The 14,188-nt window shown below is 62.8% G+C and carries 10 protein-coding genes; all 10 read left to right on the plus strand.

Going from position 1 to position 14,188, the window contains the following annotated elements; translation table 11 throughout:
- Positions 1–484 precede the first annotated feature (484 nt).
- Positions 485–901 carry a low molecular weight protein-tyrosine-phosphatase gene (locus tag AC1RNP_RS15435; protein ID WP_493052189.1) on the plus strand — a complete coding sequence of 139 codons (417 nt, stop codon included), beginning with the start codon at positions 485–487 and terminating at the stop codon, positions 899–901.
- A 38-nt stretch (positions 902–939) separates the two neighbouring features.
- Positions 940–3,150: a polysaccharide biosynthesis tyrosine autokinase gene (locus tag AC1RNP_RS15440; protein ID WP_493052162.1), complete on the plus strand. Its 2,211-nt coding sequence runs from the start codon at positions 940–942 to the stop codon at positions 3,148–3,150.
- Positions 3,151–3,416: 266 nt separating this feature from the next.
- The gene (gene wecB, locus AC1RNP_RS15445) at positions 3,417–5,747 is read left to right on the plus strand and encodes a non-hydrolyzing UDP-N-acetylglucosamine 2-epimerase (RefSeq protein ID WP_493052163.1); all 2,331 of its coding nucleotides are present in this window, start codon (positions 3,417–3,419) and stop codon (positions 5,745–5,747) included.
- Between the two features lie 77 nt (positions 5,748–5,824).
- A complete protein-coding gene (gene wecC / locus AC1RNP_RS15450) occupies positions 5,825–7,084 on the plus strand; it encodes a UDP-N-acetyl-D-mannosamine dehydrogenase (protein ID WP_493052164.1) in 1,260 nt (419 codons plus the stop codon).
- Between the two features lie 37 nt (positions 7,085–7,121).
- On the plus strand, positions 7,122–8,462 hold the full coding sequence (locus tag AC1RNP_RS15455) for an oligosaccharide flippase family protein (protein ID WP_493052190.1): 1,341 nt from the start codon (positions 7,122–7,124) through the stop codon (positions 8,460–8,462).
- A 32-nt stretch (positions 8,463–8,494) separates the two neighbouring features.
- Positions 8,495–8,971, plus strand: a complete 477-nt coding sequence (locus tag AC1RNP_RS15460) for an acyltransferase (protein WP_493052165.1) — start codon at positions 8,495–8,497, stop codon at positions 8,969–8,971.
- Between the two features lie 10 nt (positions 8,972–8,981).
- Positions 8,982–9,518 carry an acyltransferase gene (locus tag AC1RNP_RS15465; protein WP_493052166.1) on the plus strand — a complete coding sequence of 179 codons (537 nt, stop codon included), beginning with the start codon at positions 8,982–8,984 and terminating at the stop codon, positions 9,516–9,518.
- Between the two features lie 21 nt (positions 9,519–9,539).
- A complete protein-coding gene (locus AC1RNP_RS15470) occupies positions 9,540–10,877 on the plus strand; it encodes an oligosaccharide repeat unit polymerase (RefSeq protein ID WP_493052167.1) in 1,338 nt (445 codons plus the stop codon).
- Complete coding sequence (locus AC1RNP_RS15475) at positions 10,874–12,043, plus strand: glycosyltransferase family protein (RefSeq protein WP_493052168.1); 1,170 nt, start codon at positions 10,874–10,876, stop codon at positions 12,041–12,043. The genes AC1RNP_RS15470 and AC1RNP_RS15475 overlap by 4 nt, the downstream gene beginning before the upstream one ends.
- Before the next feature lie 2 nt (positions 12,044–12,045).
- The gene (locus AC1RNP_RS15480; RefSeq protein ID WP_493052169.1) at positions 12,046–14,187 is read left to right on the plus strand and encodes a bi-domain-containing oxidoreductase; all 2,142 of its coding nucleotides are present in this window, start codon (positions 12,046–12,048) and stop codon (positions 14,185–14,187) included.
- The last annotated feature ends 1 nt before the right edge of the window (position 14,188 follow it).

Genomic DNA, 14,188 nt, shown 5'->3' on the forward strand with positions numbered 1-14,188 from the left:
CGCTTTTCTGAATAACAGTTCCATCACGAACATAAATATTTGCACCGCTGTTCGTCATCATCAGGCTTCAGGACGAGTGCATGTGTGATACGCGACATTGAAAAAAGTATGGCTTTTCCACTGTGATATCGAACATTGCTTGCAATCGCTTGTCGAGTTGTTCCCTTCGTTCGATCCTTTGTTTCGCGCTTGGCAGATGCGTGGGTACATCTGGATCGCGCACAAACTTCTAGACAGTTTCACTTCGCATGTGATGCGTATCACGGCACTGAACGAAATTCATGTCGTTCAAGAAACTGTCTTGACGCTTTCATATCCTCACTTTTACATTTCGTGCTGCGATCAAGGTGGGTGATCGCATTCTGATCGCTTCATGCGATCCAAGCGCGCTCACCATGGATGGGTGTGTCGCATGTCTTCACCCATCGGAGCCTTCCGAAGAAATTAGGAAAGCGAAGAGGCTCGCGTGTTCACCAAGATCCTTATGGTTTGTGTCGGCAACATATGCCGCAGTCCCACTGCGGAAGTTCTCTTGCGCCACCGCGTGGGCGGCAAGGGCATTCGCGTCGAATCTGCCGGTCTGGCCGCGTTGAGCGGCAGTCCGATCGATCCTCTCGCCCGTGAAATCCTCGAAAACCAAGGGCTGTCGGCGGATGGGCACATCGCCAGGCAGCTCGACGCCTCGCTGATCGATGCCTCCGATCTGGTGCTGGCGATGGAAGGCCGCCATGTGCGTGCCATCCACCGCATCGCGCCACATGCGCGGGGCAAGACCTTCCTGCTCGGCAAATGGCAGGACGATGCGCCAATCCCGGATCCGTATCAGCAGGATCGTGCCGTGTTCGAGCACACCTACCGCATGATCGATACCGCGGTGGAAAGCTGGCGCAATTATTTATGACGAAACACAGGGGATACCGGATGAAACAGGGCTCGTAAATGCCGATGAAACCATCGCTGCCAGGCAGGCAGGACGCCAGCGAAGAGATCGATCTCGCTTCATTGCTGGGCACGTTGATCGACCACAAGTGGTTGATCGCGACCGTCACGGGGATCTGCTTCGTCCTCAGCCTGGCCTATGCGCTGTTGAGTGCTCCGGTCTACCAGGCGACCGCGATGATTCAGGTCGAGCCGAAGACGCCGACGCTCCCGGGGCTGGATGATGTCTCGCAGATGCTCACCGAGTCGGCGCCGCAGGCGGTGACCGAGATCGCGTTGCTGACTTCGCGCTCCGTGATCGGCGAGGCCGTCGACGAATTGAACCTGGACATCGACGTGCATCCGCGCCGGTTTCCGCTGGTCGGCGGCTTCATCGCACGGCATGCCGCCGACGGAGCGGGGCCGGCGCCGGCATGGTTGGGCATGAACAGCTATGGATGGGGTGGCGAACAACTGACCATCGACACGCTGGAAGTGCCGGGTGCCCTGGTCGGCAAGCCGCTTCGCTTCGAGGCCGGAGAATCCGGCGCGTACCAGCTTTACGACGAGGACGACAATCTGCTCGCGAAAGGCCACGTCGGCGAGACCATCCGCAACGGCGCGGTGAAGATCCACGTCGCGAAGATGCAGGCGAATCCGGGCACCATGTTCGACGTCGTGCGGCAGCGGCAGCTGGCGACCATCGCCGCCGTGCAGAACAACATCACCGCCAGCGAGAACGCCAAGGACTCGGGCATCATTCTATTGAGCTACGAGCTGCGCGATCCGGACATGGCGACCGCCACGCTCGCCGCGATCGGCAAGCAGTACATCCGCCAGAACATCGAGCGCAATTCGGCCGAAGCCGCAAACAGCCTGCGCTTCGTCAAGGAGCAGCTGCCCAAGGTGCGCGGCGAGCTGGAGAAGGCCGAAGGCGCACTCAATGCCTACCAGAGCAAGGCGCATTCCGTCGACATCGGCCTGGAGACCAAGGCGATCCTGGATCAGATCGTGGCCATCGACACGACCCTGTCGCAGCTCAGGATGCAGCAGGCGGAGGTCGAGCGTCGCTACACGTCACAGCATCCGGCTTATCGCGCGCTGATGAAGCAGATCGGCGGGCTCGAAGCCAAGCGGCAGACGTTGACCGACAAGACCAGTGATCTTCCGCAGACCCAGCAGGAACTGCTGCGCCTCACCCGCGACGTCCAGGTCAGTACCCAGACCTATACCGGCCTGCTCAATCAGGAGCAGCAGTTGGACATCGCGCGCGCCGGTACGGTCGGCAATGCCTACATCATCGATCCGGCGGTCGTCGACGTGACGCAGCCCGTGCGGCCGAACAAGCTGAGGATCATCGTGATCGGCACGTTCCTCGGCGCATTCCTGGTCGTTGCCTGGGTGTTCCTGAAGCAGATGCTCAACCGCGGCGTCGAGGATGTGCAGGCGATCGAACAGTCCGGTCTGCCGGTCTACGCCTCGATCCCGATGAGTCCCTACCAGCGCGACCACGAAAGCCTCAGCCGGCAGCGCATGGGCAACGGAAAGCCATACCTGCTGGCCATCGACGCGCCCAACGACCTCGCCATCGAAGCGCTGCGCAGCCTGCGCACCAGCCTGCACTTCGCCATGCTCGAGGCCAAGAACAACGTGCTGATGATCTGCGGCGCGAGCCCGGGCGCCGGCAAGACGTTCGTGTCCACCAATCTTGCGGTGATCGTCGCCCAGACCGGCCAGCGTGTGTTGTTGATCGACGGCGACCTGCGCCGGGGCATGCTGCACCGGATCATGGGGCACGACAATGCGCACGGCCTGTCGGAGCTGCTGGTCGGAAAGGTCGAACTCGACAAGGCCATCCATCGGTGGCCGTCGCTGGAGGGCGTGCACTTCATCTCGCGCGGACCGGCGCCGCCGAATCCTTCCGAGCTGCTGATGCACCAGAACTTCAAGGCGCTGATGAAGACCGTCTCGGAACAATACGACCTGGTGATCATCGACACGCCGCCGATCCTGGCGGTGACCGATGCCGCGATCATCGGGCATCAGGCCGGAACCAGCCTGCTGGTGGCGAGGTTCGGCGTGAACAGATTGAAGGAGCTCGCGCTCGCCAAGCAGCGTCTCGTGCAGAACGGCATCGAGCTGAAGGGCGCGATCTTCAACGCCGTGGAGCGGCGTTCTGATAGCTACTACGCATATGGATATGAGTATGCGTCGAGCAAGGCGGAGGCCTAGCAAAATGCGCGCCTTTCATTTGCGCGTGATGTTGATGTGAAAGAGGAGACTCCGAAATGAATCGACTAGAGAACGCTCACAAATTTTTATGCACTCATCTCCAGATTCGAAACGTGTGTATTGCGCAGACATGCACCTGTAATTTGAACTGATCATCGTACGCTCGCGTAGCCTGTTTCGACAGGTTGCGAAGTGCGCTTATCCGGTCGGCCACAGGGGGAGACCGGTCACCACATTGCTCCATTTATCCAAGGCTGTTCCCCCACATGGCCAGGCCCGACATACAACTCGCGATCGCGATGGCGATCGCTCTCGCTGCAACATCTCTAGCAATCTGGAAAATGCATCCGTTGGCGGCCCGGCTCGGGCTCGTCGACAAGCCGAATGCCAGGAAACGCCATCACGGCCATGTGCCGGTGATCGGTGGGCTGTGCTTCTTCGCCGGCATGATCGCCGGGCTCCTGTATCTCGGTATCCCGGATCGCTTCACGGTCTGCCTGCTCGCCAGCACAGGATTGATCGTGCTGGTCGGTGCGATCGACGACGCGCGCGACCTGAGTGCACGCTCCCGTCTGGTGGTGCAGGTGGCGGCGGCCTCGATCATGATCGTGGGCAGTGGCGTCTACGTGCGCGACCTCGGCGATCTGTTCGGAACCGGCAACATCCACCTGGGCCTGCTCGGCATTCCGTTCACGCTGTTCCTGGCCGTGGGATTCATCAACGCCTTCAACATGCTCGACGGCATAGACGGCTTGGCCGGCAGTCTCGGGCTCGCTGCCATCCTCGGGTTGCTGATGTTCACGCAGGGGCCGTCGACCGACGTCTCCGCGCTGCTGGTCGTGCTGTCGATGGCGCTGCTGCCGTTCCTTTTCGTGAACCTCGGCGGCTGGCGTTCCCGGAAGATCTTCATGGGCGATGCGGGCAGCATGCTGATCGGGCATGTGCTGGCCTGGAGCCTGGTCTACTTCAGCCAGTCGCCGATCGCGCAGATCCGGCCGGTGGAGGCGCTGTGGTGCGTCGCGTTGCCGGTGCTCGATTTCCTTGCCGTCGTCTATCGGCGCCTGCGCAGGCGGCAGTCGATCCTCAAGCCGGATCGGCAGCACGTGCATCACATCCTGATCGACGCCGGCCGCACGCCGCGCGAATCGTTGGCGATCATTGTCGCGGCCGCGCTGGTGATCACGGCCTTCGGCTATTCGCTGCGAGGCCTGCCCGTTGTGGTCAACCTGCTGGCGTTCGTCGGATTGCTGCTGCTGTACTCGATGGTGTCCTGGCGCGCCTGGGTGCGCGTCGCGCCGGCCGTCGCCGATGCCGTCGTTCGTCCGGCAGGACAGATGTTGTCCGTCGCATCGCCGCTACAGCTGCGTGAGCAGGACGGCCGCGTCGCGCCGGTGCCGCTGACCGATCGCGCCCCGTCTCATGCGCGCGGCAATGTGCCGAGCGCGCGCACGGTCAAGACGTTGTGCGTGTTCGGTACACGGCCGGAGGCGATCAAGATGGCGCCGCTCGCGCTTCGGCTCGCCAACGATCCGCGTTTCGATGCGCGCGTCTGCGTCACGGGCCAACATCGCCAGATGCTCGATCAGGTGCTTGACCTGTTCGGTGTGCATCCGGAATACGACCTGGACATCATGAAGCAGGGCCAGGACCTGACCGACATCACCACGGCGATCCTGAGCGGCATGCGCCGTGTGCTGAAGGAGTTCAAGCCGGACGTGGTGCTGGTGCACGGCGACACGTCCACCACGCTGGCGGCGACGCTGGCGGCCTACTATCAGCAGATTCCGGTGGCGCATGTCGAGGCCGGTCTGCGCACCGGCAATCTGTACTCGCCGTGGCCGGAAGAAGCGAACCGCAAGCTGACGGGTGCGCTCGCGGCGCTGCATTTCGCGCCGACGCGGCAGTCGGGCGCGAACCTGATCGCCGAAGGCATTCCCGAGGAACGTATCGCGGTGACCGGCAACACGGTGATCGACGCGCTGCAGCAGGTCGTCGCCCGCATCGATAATGATCCGGCATTGCGGCAGTCGCTCGCGGCGCAGTTCCCGTACTTGTCGCGGGACAGGCGGATCGTCCTGGTGACGGGACACCGCCGCGAAAGCTTCGGTGGCGGTTTCGAACGCATCTGCCATGCGCTGCGCGAGACTGCGCAACGCCATCCCGATGTCGACATCGTTTATCCGGTGCATCTGAATCCGCAGGTGCGCGAGCCGGTGAACCGCATCCTGCACGGCATTTCGAATGTCTATCTGGTCGAGCCGCTGGAATACCTCTCGTTCGTCTATCTGATGAACGAGTCCTACCTGATCCTCACCGACTCCGGCGGGATCCAGGAGGAAGCTCCTTCGTTGGGCAAGCCGGTGCTGGTCATGCGCGACACCACCGAGCGTCCAGAGGCGGTGGAAGCCGGCTCCGTGCGACTGGTGGGGACCGATCAGGTCTCGATCAGCTCGGGCATCAGCCTGCTGCTCGACGATCGCAGTGCGTATGACGCGATGAGCTTCGCGCACAACCCTTACGGAGACGGCATGGCCTGCGAACGCATCGTCGATGCCCTGGCGGTGCTGCATTCGCGCGAGTCGCTGCTCGCCGCCTGAACGAATTCCAAAAAAAGCGGTATCGACAAATCAGAACCACATTTCCTCCGACAAGCGAGGAACCAAGGAGTATTGCAATGAGTTTCAACACCGTCTCCGTGATCGGCCTGGGATACATCGGTCTGCCGACCGCAGCAGCTTTCGCGTCGGCGCGGGTCCAGGTGATCGGCGTGGACATCAACCAGCACGCGGTCGACACCATCAATCGCGGCGAGATCCATATCGTCGAACCCGACCTCGACGTGTCCGTGCGCGCGGCGGTCTCTGGCGGCTATCTCAAGGCCTCGACCTCGCCGGAGCCGGCGGACGCTTTCCTGATCGCGGTGCCGACGCCGTTCAAGGGCGATCACGTGCCGGATTTGAGTTACATCGAAGCGGCCGCCAAGGCGATCGCGCCGGTTCTGAAGAAGGGCGACCTGGTCGTGCTCGAATCGACATCGCCGGTGGGCGCGACGGAGCAGCTGGCTGGCTGGCTGGCGCAGGCGCGGCCCGATCTGCGCTTCCCGCTGCCGGGTCATGGCGGTGAGATCGACGTGAACATGGCCTACTGTCCCGAGCGCGTGTTGCCGGGCCACGTGATGCGCGAGCTGGTGGAGAACGACCGCGTCATCGGTGGTCTGACACCCGCCTGTTCGGAACGTGCCTGCGCGCTCTACAAGATTTTCGTGCGCGGCGAGTGCATCGTCACCAATGCCGGCACGGCCGAGATGTGCAAGCTCACGGAGAACGCGTTCCGCGACGTCAACATCGCCTTCGCGAACGAACTGTCGGTGATCTGCGACAAGCTCAAGATCAATGTGTGGGAGCTGATCCAACTGGCGAATCGCCATCCACGCGTCAACATCCTGCAACCGGGCCCCGGTGTCGGCGGACACTGCATCGCGGTCGATCCCTGGTTCATCGTCGACAGCGCGCCGGAAGAGGCGCGCCTGATCCGCACGGCGCGCGAGGTCAACAACGACAAGCCCGGCTGGGTGATGAGCAAGGTCGACGAAGCCATCGCGCAGGTACAGGCGGACGGCAAGCCCGGCGAGGACCTGACGATCGCGGTGTTCGGCCTGTCTTTCAAGCCGGATATCGACGACCTGCGCGAGAGTCCGGCGCTTGAGATCGCCACCGAACTCGCCGAGCGGCATCCGGGCCGCGTGCTCGCGGTCGAGCCGCACATCAGCGAACTGCCGGCCCGGCTCAATTCGGGCAAGGCAATCCTGGTGGATGCGCCGACCGCCAGCGATCGCGCGGATGTCGCGGTGCTCCTGGTCGACCACAAGGTGTTCCGCGAGCAGCCAATGCCCGCGCGCGCAAAGATCGTAGACACAAAGGGAATCTGGAACTGAGTTCAGCGCCAGTGCCAGCAAGGAGGATGCCGTCGTGATGCGACGGCTGATCACTACTGCCGGGTTCTCGGCGGTAGGCATGGCTGCGTCCAGAGGCGCGGCATTCCTCGGGATTTTGGCGATTGCCCATTTCCTGGGGCCGGCCGCGTTCGGTCAGTTTTCATTGATCCAGACCACGGCGCTGCTGTTCACGACGTTCTGCGCGCTCAGCCTCGGGCAGATGGCGACCAAGATCACCGCGGAGGCGCTGGTGACGGAAGATCCGACGCGGCTCGGCACCGCGCTGACCGTGTCCTATGGCTCGGCGCTGGTGGCATCGCTCGTGTTCATGGTGCCGTTGCTGGCGTTGTCGCCGTTGTTGGCATCCAAGGTCGGGGGAGCCGAAGGCTTGTCAGGCGCGTATGCCGCCTCGTCGCTGCTGGTGCTCACCGGGTTCCTGACCTCTGTACAGAACGGCGTCACGCTGGCGCTGCACAGCGTCAGGCAGCAGGCACTCGCGAATCTGGTGGTGGCGCCAGTGGTGTTCCTGATGATGCTCGCCGCCGCTTCGCAGCGCGGTGTCGGTTGGGCGATCGCGGGCTATATCGCAGCGCAGCTGATCATCTTCCTGAGCCAGGAGCGCGTGGTGCGCCGTTATCGCAAGGAGCATCGGGTGCCCTGGAAATGGCGCACGACCGGGCGCGAGGACTGGGCCGTGCTCTGGCGGCTTGGATTGCCGTCGTCGCTGGCGGGATTGCTCACCTTGCCCAGCGTCTGGCTGTCGATGGTGATGCTCTCGCACAGCATTGGCGGTGTCGCTGCGGTTGGCAACTTCTCGCTGGGCAATCAGGCGCGTTCGATGCTGCTGTTTGGTGCCGGCGTGATTGCCAACGCGGCGTTGCCGATGTTGTCGGCGGCGGTCAGCCGCAACGATCGCGATGGCGTCACCACCGCGATGCGCCGCTCCATCCTGCTGGTGACGGGAACGACCGCCGTCATCGTCGTTGTCGTCGCGGTGCTCGCACCGTTCGTGATCCAGCGTTTCGCGCCGGCCTATGCCGGTTCGGTGGTGCCGCTGCAATGGCTGTTGCTGTCCGCGGTTGCCACCGCGCCCACCGCGATCATGATGCGGAAGGCCACTGCGGACGGGCGGCCTGGTGTTCTGCTCGCCGGAAACGCGGTCTTCGCCGTGGTGCTGCTCGCGGCCGCGTCCGTGGCGATGCGCTTGCATGCGGGCGCGACCGGACTTGCCATCGCTTATTTCATCGCCTCGTCCATCCAGTTGTTGGCGTTTACATTCCTGACACGAAAGAGCCTCCGTCAGCCCGCTCCAAGCGCGCATAGCGCTTCATCAAGACCAGCCTCATCAAGGTCGGCCTCATCAAAATCGGCATCATGAACATCATTCGTCTTCTGAAGAAAAGCATCATCTTGACCACCATCCGGGTCGGTTGGCTGATCAAGCCAGGCCTGGTCACGCGTTTGTATGCGTGGTACCTGCGCTCGGAAGGCGCGTGCGTGGAGGGCACGCCCAACTATCTGTCGGCGAAGATCTGGTTCGACGGCACCGACTATTCACTGATCACCCTGGGCGAGGGCTGCACCATCTCGAGCAACGTCCGCGTGCTGACCCACGATGCCGCGGTGAACACGGCGGCCAAGGAACTCGGCATCCGCTTCAATCCGCCGAAGATCCGCACCGGAGCGGTGAAGATCGGGCGACATGCCTTCGTCGGCACCGGCTCGATCATCATGCCCGGCGCCGACATCGGCGCGGGGTCGATCGTCGGCGCGGGCAGTGTCGTGCGCGGAATGATTCCGCCGCTGAGCATCGTGGTCGGCAATCCCGGCAAGGTGATCGGGTCCGTCAGCGAATACCTCGACAAGCTGTCGGCGCGGGGCGAGTAGGGCGAACGCGATGACGCGGCTTTCTAAGATCTGCTACGTGCTGGTCAGAACGCTCTCGGTGTTCGGGCTGCCTGGCCTGCGCACGTTCCGGGGGCGCGTCTATCGCTGGCATTTTGCGGCACCGCGGATGAGTGTGTCGGATCGTGTCATGGTGGTGGCCGCGCACAAGAGTCCAACCGCCTCGATTTTCTTCTCGGAAGGTGTCGAGCTGGGAGCCGACAGTTACATCGACTATTCCGGTGGCGTCCGCGTCGGCGCGCATGTCGCGATTTCTGAAGGAGCGAAGATCTTCACCCACAACCACGTCGTCCGTTCCGGACATTCGAACTGGCATCGCAATCCCATCCAGTTCAGTCCGCTCGAGATCGAGGACGAGGCCTGGGTTGGCGCAGGCGCGGTCGTGTTGCCGAGGGTGAAGCGGATCGGACGTGGCGCGATCGTCGGTGCCGGCGCAGTGCTGGGCGAGGACGTGCCCGATTACGCGGTCTATGCCGGAAATCCCGCGCGCGAGGTCTACAAGCGCGATGTCTCCGGACCGAAACCCTAGAGCATAGAACGGGAGACCGACATGTCCATGCTCTATTTCATTTTCTTCGTACTGCTCGGGCTGCTGGCGTTCGCCAGGATCGGCGGTCGAATGGATCGCATGTATCACAGCCCGATCTATGCCTTCATTCTGGCTATGGCATTCATCTACGGGTTCATGCCGTGGGTGAAGGAAATCTTCGATATCCAGACCTATCCGTTCCCGTATTCGTTCGATGCCAAGTTTAGTGCGCTGACCAATTCGCTGATCTATACCCTGATGGGAATCGTCGGCTACTGCGCCTGCGGCGGCCTGCATCATCGTGATTTCCCGGAGGTTCACAGCATGACGGGGCGTGAGCATCTGCGCGCGCTGCTGATCCTCGGGATCCCTTCCTTCTTCGCGGTGCTGTACCTGGCGAAGACGATCAGCGGATACGATCTCGCGTCCTACATGAAGGATCGTATCGTGCTCCGGCGCGGCCTGGGGCCGGCGGTCATCCTCGCCTTCACCGCGATCTGTTATGGCGCCGTGGTGGTGACGAACTACTTCACGGAAAAGAGGGAAGGGCGGGCGCCATCACGCTTGCGCCTGTTGGTGATCCTGGGCGCGATCTTCGCCCTGGCGGTGGCCTTCGTGGCGATGGGCAATCGCAACTTCGTCTTCATCCTGATCGCGATCGTGCTGCTCGCGCTGTTGTCGATTTACGCGGGGCGGATGGGGCGGATCATGCTGTTGTTCCCCGCGTTGCTGGGAATTGCGATCGGTTTGTCGCTATGGGCCAAGGTGAGGACGACGCTGGATACCTCGTCGGCGGGCACGGTGACCGAGGTCGCCAGCGAAGGCGCGCTGCCGCTGCTGGTCTATGGCTTCAACGGTGCGTTCGGAAATGCCGAGAATCTGGTCTGGCTGGCTTCAAACGATCGCAGTTGGGATCTGCTTTACGGCAAGACCATCTATGCGGCGCTGGTGAATCCGATCCCGCGTTCGCTGTGGCCTGACAAACCGTTCGGTGGCGGTCCGGAATTGCGCAACATGATCTATCCGGGCTCGTACACGCTCGATGGCGAAAACCTGACCTCATACACCACGGGATTGCCCACCGAGGGCTATATGAACTTCGGTCTGCTGGGGCTCTTCCTGTTCGGCGCATTCAACGGCGCCTGCTTGGCATGGGCACGCAACATCTACGCGCGCCACTCCTCGGTGACGCCGCTGGGCGTGGTCATGTACAGCTACTCGGTCTTCATGTTCGCCTTCGGCTTTCTGTACATGGAATTGCTGGGCGGATGGAGCCGCTATTTCATCACGATGCTGTTGCTGAGCGGTGTCGCATGGATTGGCGACAAGCGCTTCAGGACGTCGAGGAGTTTGGCATGAAGGCGATCATCCTCGGCCAGGGAAATCCCTATCTGAAAAATCCGTACCTGAGCAAGCTGGCGAAGGTGCTGGAGGCCGCGAACGTCCCGTACGAATTCTGGGTGTGGAGCCGCGATGGCGCGCTGGAGCCGTTGCCGAAGGTGAAGGTGGTGCTCCGGTTCGGTTCCTGGGGCGGCGGTGCGGTCAACGCGCTCGGCTATCTGTTGTGGATGGCGACACTGACCTTGCGTGTCCTGTTCCGGCCGAAGGCAGGCGTGTATTTCTGCTCGCGCCTGGATGCGGCGGTGCCCTGCGCCTTGGCCGCTGTGCTGGCCGGTTGCCGCTACGTTTTCCTCGATCGCGACAAGCTCTCGAAGAGCTATGCCTGGCCGAAACCCGTGCGCTGGGTGATCGAGCGGCTCGAATCCTTCGTCGGCAGACGCGCCATGCTGCACGTCGTTCCCGGCGCTTCGCGCGTGACCACAGGAGACGCGGGCAACGTGCGCATCGTGCGCAACACGCCGCACAGCGATGTCATTGCGCAAGCATGGCGACTACGAGAGACGATCCCGTCACGGCAGGGACGCTTGCGTGTGCTCGTGAGCGGCCTGATCTCGCCGGAGCGCGGTGCGACCATGGCGCTGCGCGCGTATGAGGCATTGGCCGGCCAGGACATCGAGTTCATCGCTGCCGGACGTTTGCTGGGCGCGGATGCGCAGCATCTTGCCGAGAAGCTGGGGTCCGCCTATCGCGGCATCGTCAGCAACGAAGAAGCGTTGGCGATGTTGTTGTCGTCGGATGTCGTACTGGCGCTGTACGACCCGGCGTTGGAAATCAATCGGCTCGCCGAACCCAACAAATGGTTCGACTGCGCCGCCTTGCAGGTGCCCTTCATCACCAATCGCGGGCTGGAAACCTCAGCGCCTTTCGAGGAGCTCGACGCCTGTTTCCTCTGCGACTACGGCGATGCCCCAGCGCTAGCGGCGCTGCTGCGGAAGTTGGCGGATCAGCCTGAACTGCTGCAGGACAAGCGCGAAGCGCTGGCGGCGATGCGGTTCGAGGCCTGGGATCAGGCGATGGCGCGGATCGTCGGCGAATGCTTCGGCGAGCAGCGATTGGGCCAAGGCAAGCTGTCGATTCCCGCTGCCACGCCGATAAGAAATTCAACCTCTCCCCATTCGGAATGAACATGCAACAGATCCTGCAAAACCTGCGCGACGGCAGTACCGAGATCGCCGATGTCCCGGCGCCGGCGCTGCGTCGCGGCCATTTGCTGATCCGCAGCGAGGTTACGCTCGTCTCGGCGGGAACCGAGCGCATGCTGGTCGAGTTCGGCAAGGCCAACATGCTGCAGAAGGCGCGCCAGCAGCCCGACAAGGTGCGCATGGTGCTGGAGAAGGTCCGCACCGATGGCCTTGCCGCCACGTTCGATGCGGTGCGCAGCAAGCTCGATCAGCCGCTGCCGCTGGGCTACTGCAATGTCGGGACCGTGGTTGGCGTTGGTGCCGGTGTGAGCGGGTTTTCGATCGGCGATCGCGTCGTCTCGAACGGCAAGCATGCCGAAGTGGTGTCGGTGCCGGTCAACCTGTGCGCGAAGGTGCCGGATGATGTGTCCGAGGATGCCGCCGCCTTCACCGTGCTCAGCGCGATCGCGTTGCAGGGCATCCGCCTCGTCAATCCCACGCTTGGCGAGTGCGTCGCCGTGACCGGGTTGGGCCTGATCGGTCTGGTGACGGTGCAACTGCTGCGCGCACATGGCTGCCGCGTACTGGGCATCGATTTCGATCGTGCCAAGCTGGCGCTCGCGCGAGAATTCGGTGCGGAGACCGTGGATTTGTCCGCTGGCGAGGACCCGGAAGCCGCTGCAGCCGCGTTCTCGCGCGGCCGTGGCATGGATGCGGTGATCATTACCGCGTCGACCAAGAGCAACGAGCCGGTGACACAGGCGGCGCACATGTGCCGCAAGCGCGGTCGTATCGTGCTCGTGGGCGTGACCGGGCTCGAACTCTCCCGCGCGGATTTTTATGAGAAGGAGCTTTCGTTCCAGGTGTCGTGCTCCTACGGCCCCGGACGCTACGATCCTTCCTACGAGGAGCGCGGCAACGATTACCCGGCGGCCTTTGTGCGCTGGACCGAGCAGCGCAACTTCGAGGCAGTGCTGGACATGATGGCCGGCGGCAAGGTCGACGTATCGGGATTGATCAGCCATCGCTTCCGCATCGATCAGGCCGAGAAGGCATATGCATTGCTCGGCGGTGGTGAACCCTCGCTCGGCATCCTGCTCGATTACGAGCAGGACGAGGACAATGCGGAAAGATTGCTTCGTCGCAGTGTTCCACTTCCTGCCGCCGTTCCCGTGTCACGTGAGGGTGGTGCGCAGGTGGCGTTCCTGGGGGCGGGCAACTATGCCGGGCGCGTGCTGATCCCGGCTTTCGCCAAGGCCGGTGCGCAACTGCATACGGTGGTGTCGAGCGGGGGGGTGAGCAGTGTACATTTCGGCCGCAAGTTCGGCTTCCGCAATGCGAGCACCGATACGGTCGCTACGTTGCGTGACGAAGGGGTCGACGCAATCGTCATCGCCACCCAGCACGGTACCCACGCCGACCTGACCCATGCCGCCTTGCAGCAGGACAAGCATGTCTTCGTGGAGAAGCCGCTGTGTCTCACGCTCGACGAACTGCATGCGATCGAGCATACCTATGCCGAACGGGCGAGACGCGGTATTGCGCCGGTGCTGACGGTCGGATTCAACCGTCGCTTTTCGCCGCACGTGCAGAAGATCAAGTCGCTGCTGGCGGGCGTGAAGGAACCGAAGTCGTTCGTGATGACGGTCAATGCCGGCGCCATTCCGGCTGAGCACTGGACCCAGGACAGTGAGACCGGCGGCGGTCGATTGATCGGGGAGGCTTGTCACTTCGTCGATCTGCTACGTTATCTGGCCGATGCACCGATCACAGGACATCAGCTGACGGCGGTCGGCAACGTGCCGGGCGTCGGCATCCGCAGCGATCGTGTCAGTTTCACGCTGCAGTTCGCCGACGGTTCGTTCGGCACCGTGCATTACCTCGCCAATGGTCACAAGGGATTCCCGAAAGAACGATTGGAGGTGTTCACCGCCGGACGCGTGCTGCAGCTCGACAACTTCCGGCGCATGCGCGGCTACGGCTGGCCTGGCTTCGCCAAGATGAATTTGTGGGGGCAGGACAAGGGGCAGGTCGCGTGCGCGGCGGCTTTCGTGCAGGCGATCCGCGGGCAAGGGCCGGTGCCGATTCCGGTCGAGCAGATCTTCGAGGTGGCGCGTGTCACCATTGAACTCGATGCAGCGGTCTGAG

Source organism: Luteimonas sp. GW821-FHT14E02 (assembly GCF_058803905.1).

Bases quoted from the DNA above. Each gene is read 5' to 3' on its own strand.
- AC1RNP_RS15435 (WP_493052189.1), top strand. From the start codon at position 485: ATGGTTTGTGTCGGCAACATATGCCGCAGTCCCACTGCGGAAGTTCTC.
- AC1RNP_RS15440 (WP_493052162.1), top strand. From the start codon at position 940: ATGCCGATGAAACCATCGCTGCCAGGCAGGCAGGACGCCAGCGAAGAG.
- wecB (WP_493052163.1), top strand. From the start codon at position 3,417: ATGGCCAGGCCCGACATACAACTCGCGATCGCGATGGCGATCGCTCTC.
- wecC (WP_493052164.1), top strand. From the start codon at position 5,825: ATGAGTTTCAACACCGTCTCCGTGATCGGCCTGGGATACATCGGTCTG.
- AC1RNP_RS15455 (WP_493052190.1), top strand. From the start codon at position 7,122: ATGCGACGGCTGATCACTACTGCCGGGTTCTCGGCGGTAGGCATGGCT.
- AC1RNP_RS15465 (WP_493052166.1), top strand. From the start codon at position 8,982: ATGACGCGGCTTTCTAAGATCTGCTACGTGCTGGTCAGAACGCTCTCG.
- AC1RNP_RS15470 (WP_493052167.1), top strand. From the start codon at position 9,540: ATGTCCATGCTCTATTTCATTTTCTTCGTACTGCTCGGGCTGCTGGCG.
- AC1RNP_RS15475 (WP_493052168.1), top strand. From the start codon at position 10,874: ATGAAGGCGATCATCCTCGGCCAGGGAAATCCCTATCTGAAAAATCCG.
- AC1RNP_RS15480 (WP_493052169.1), top strand. From the start codon at position 12,046: ATGCAACAGATCCTGCAAAACCTGCGCGACGGCAGTACCGAGATCGCC.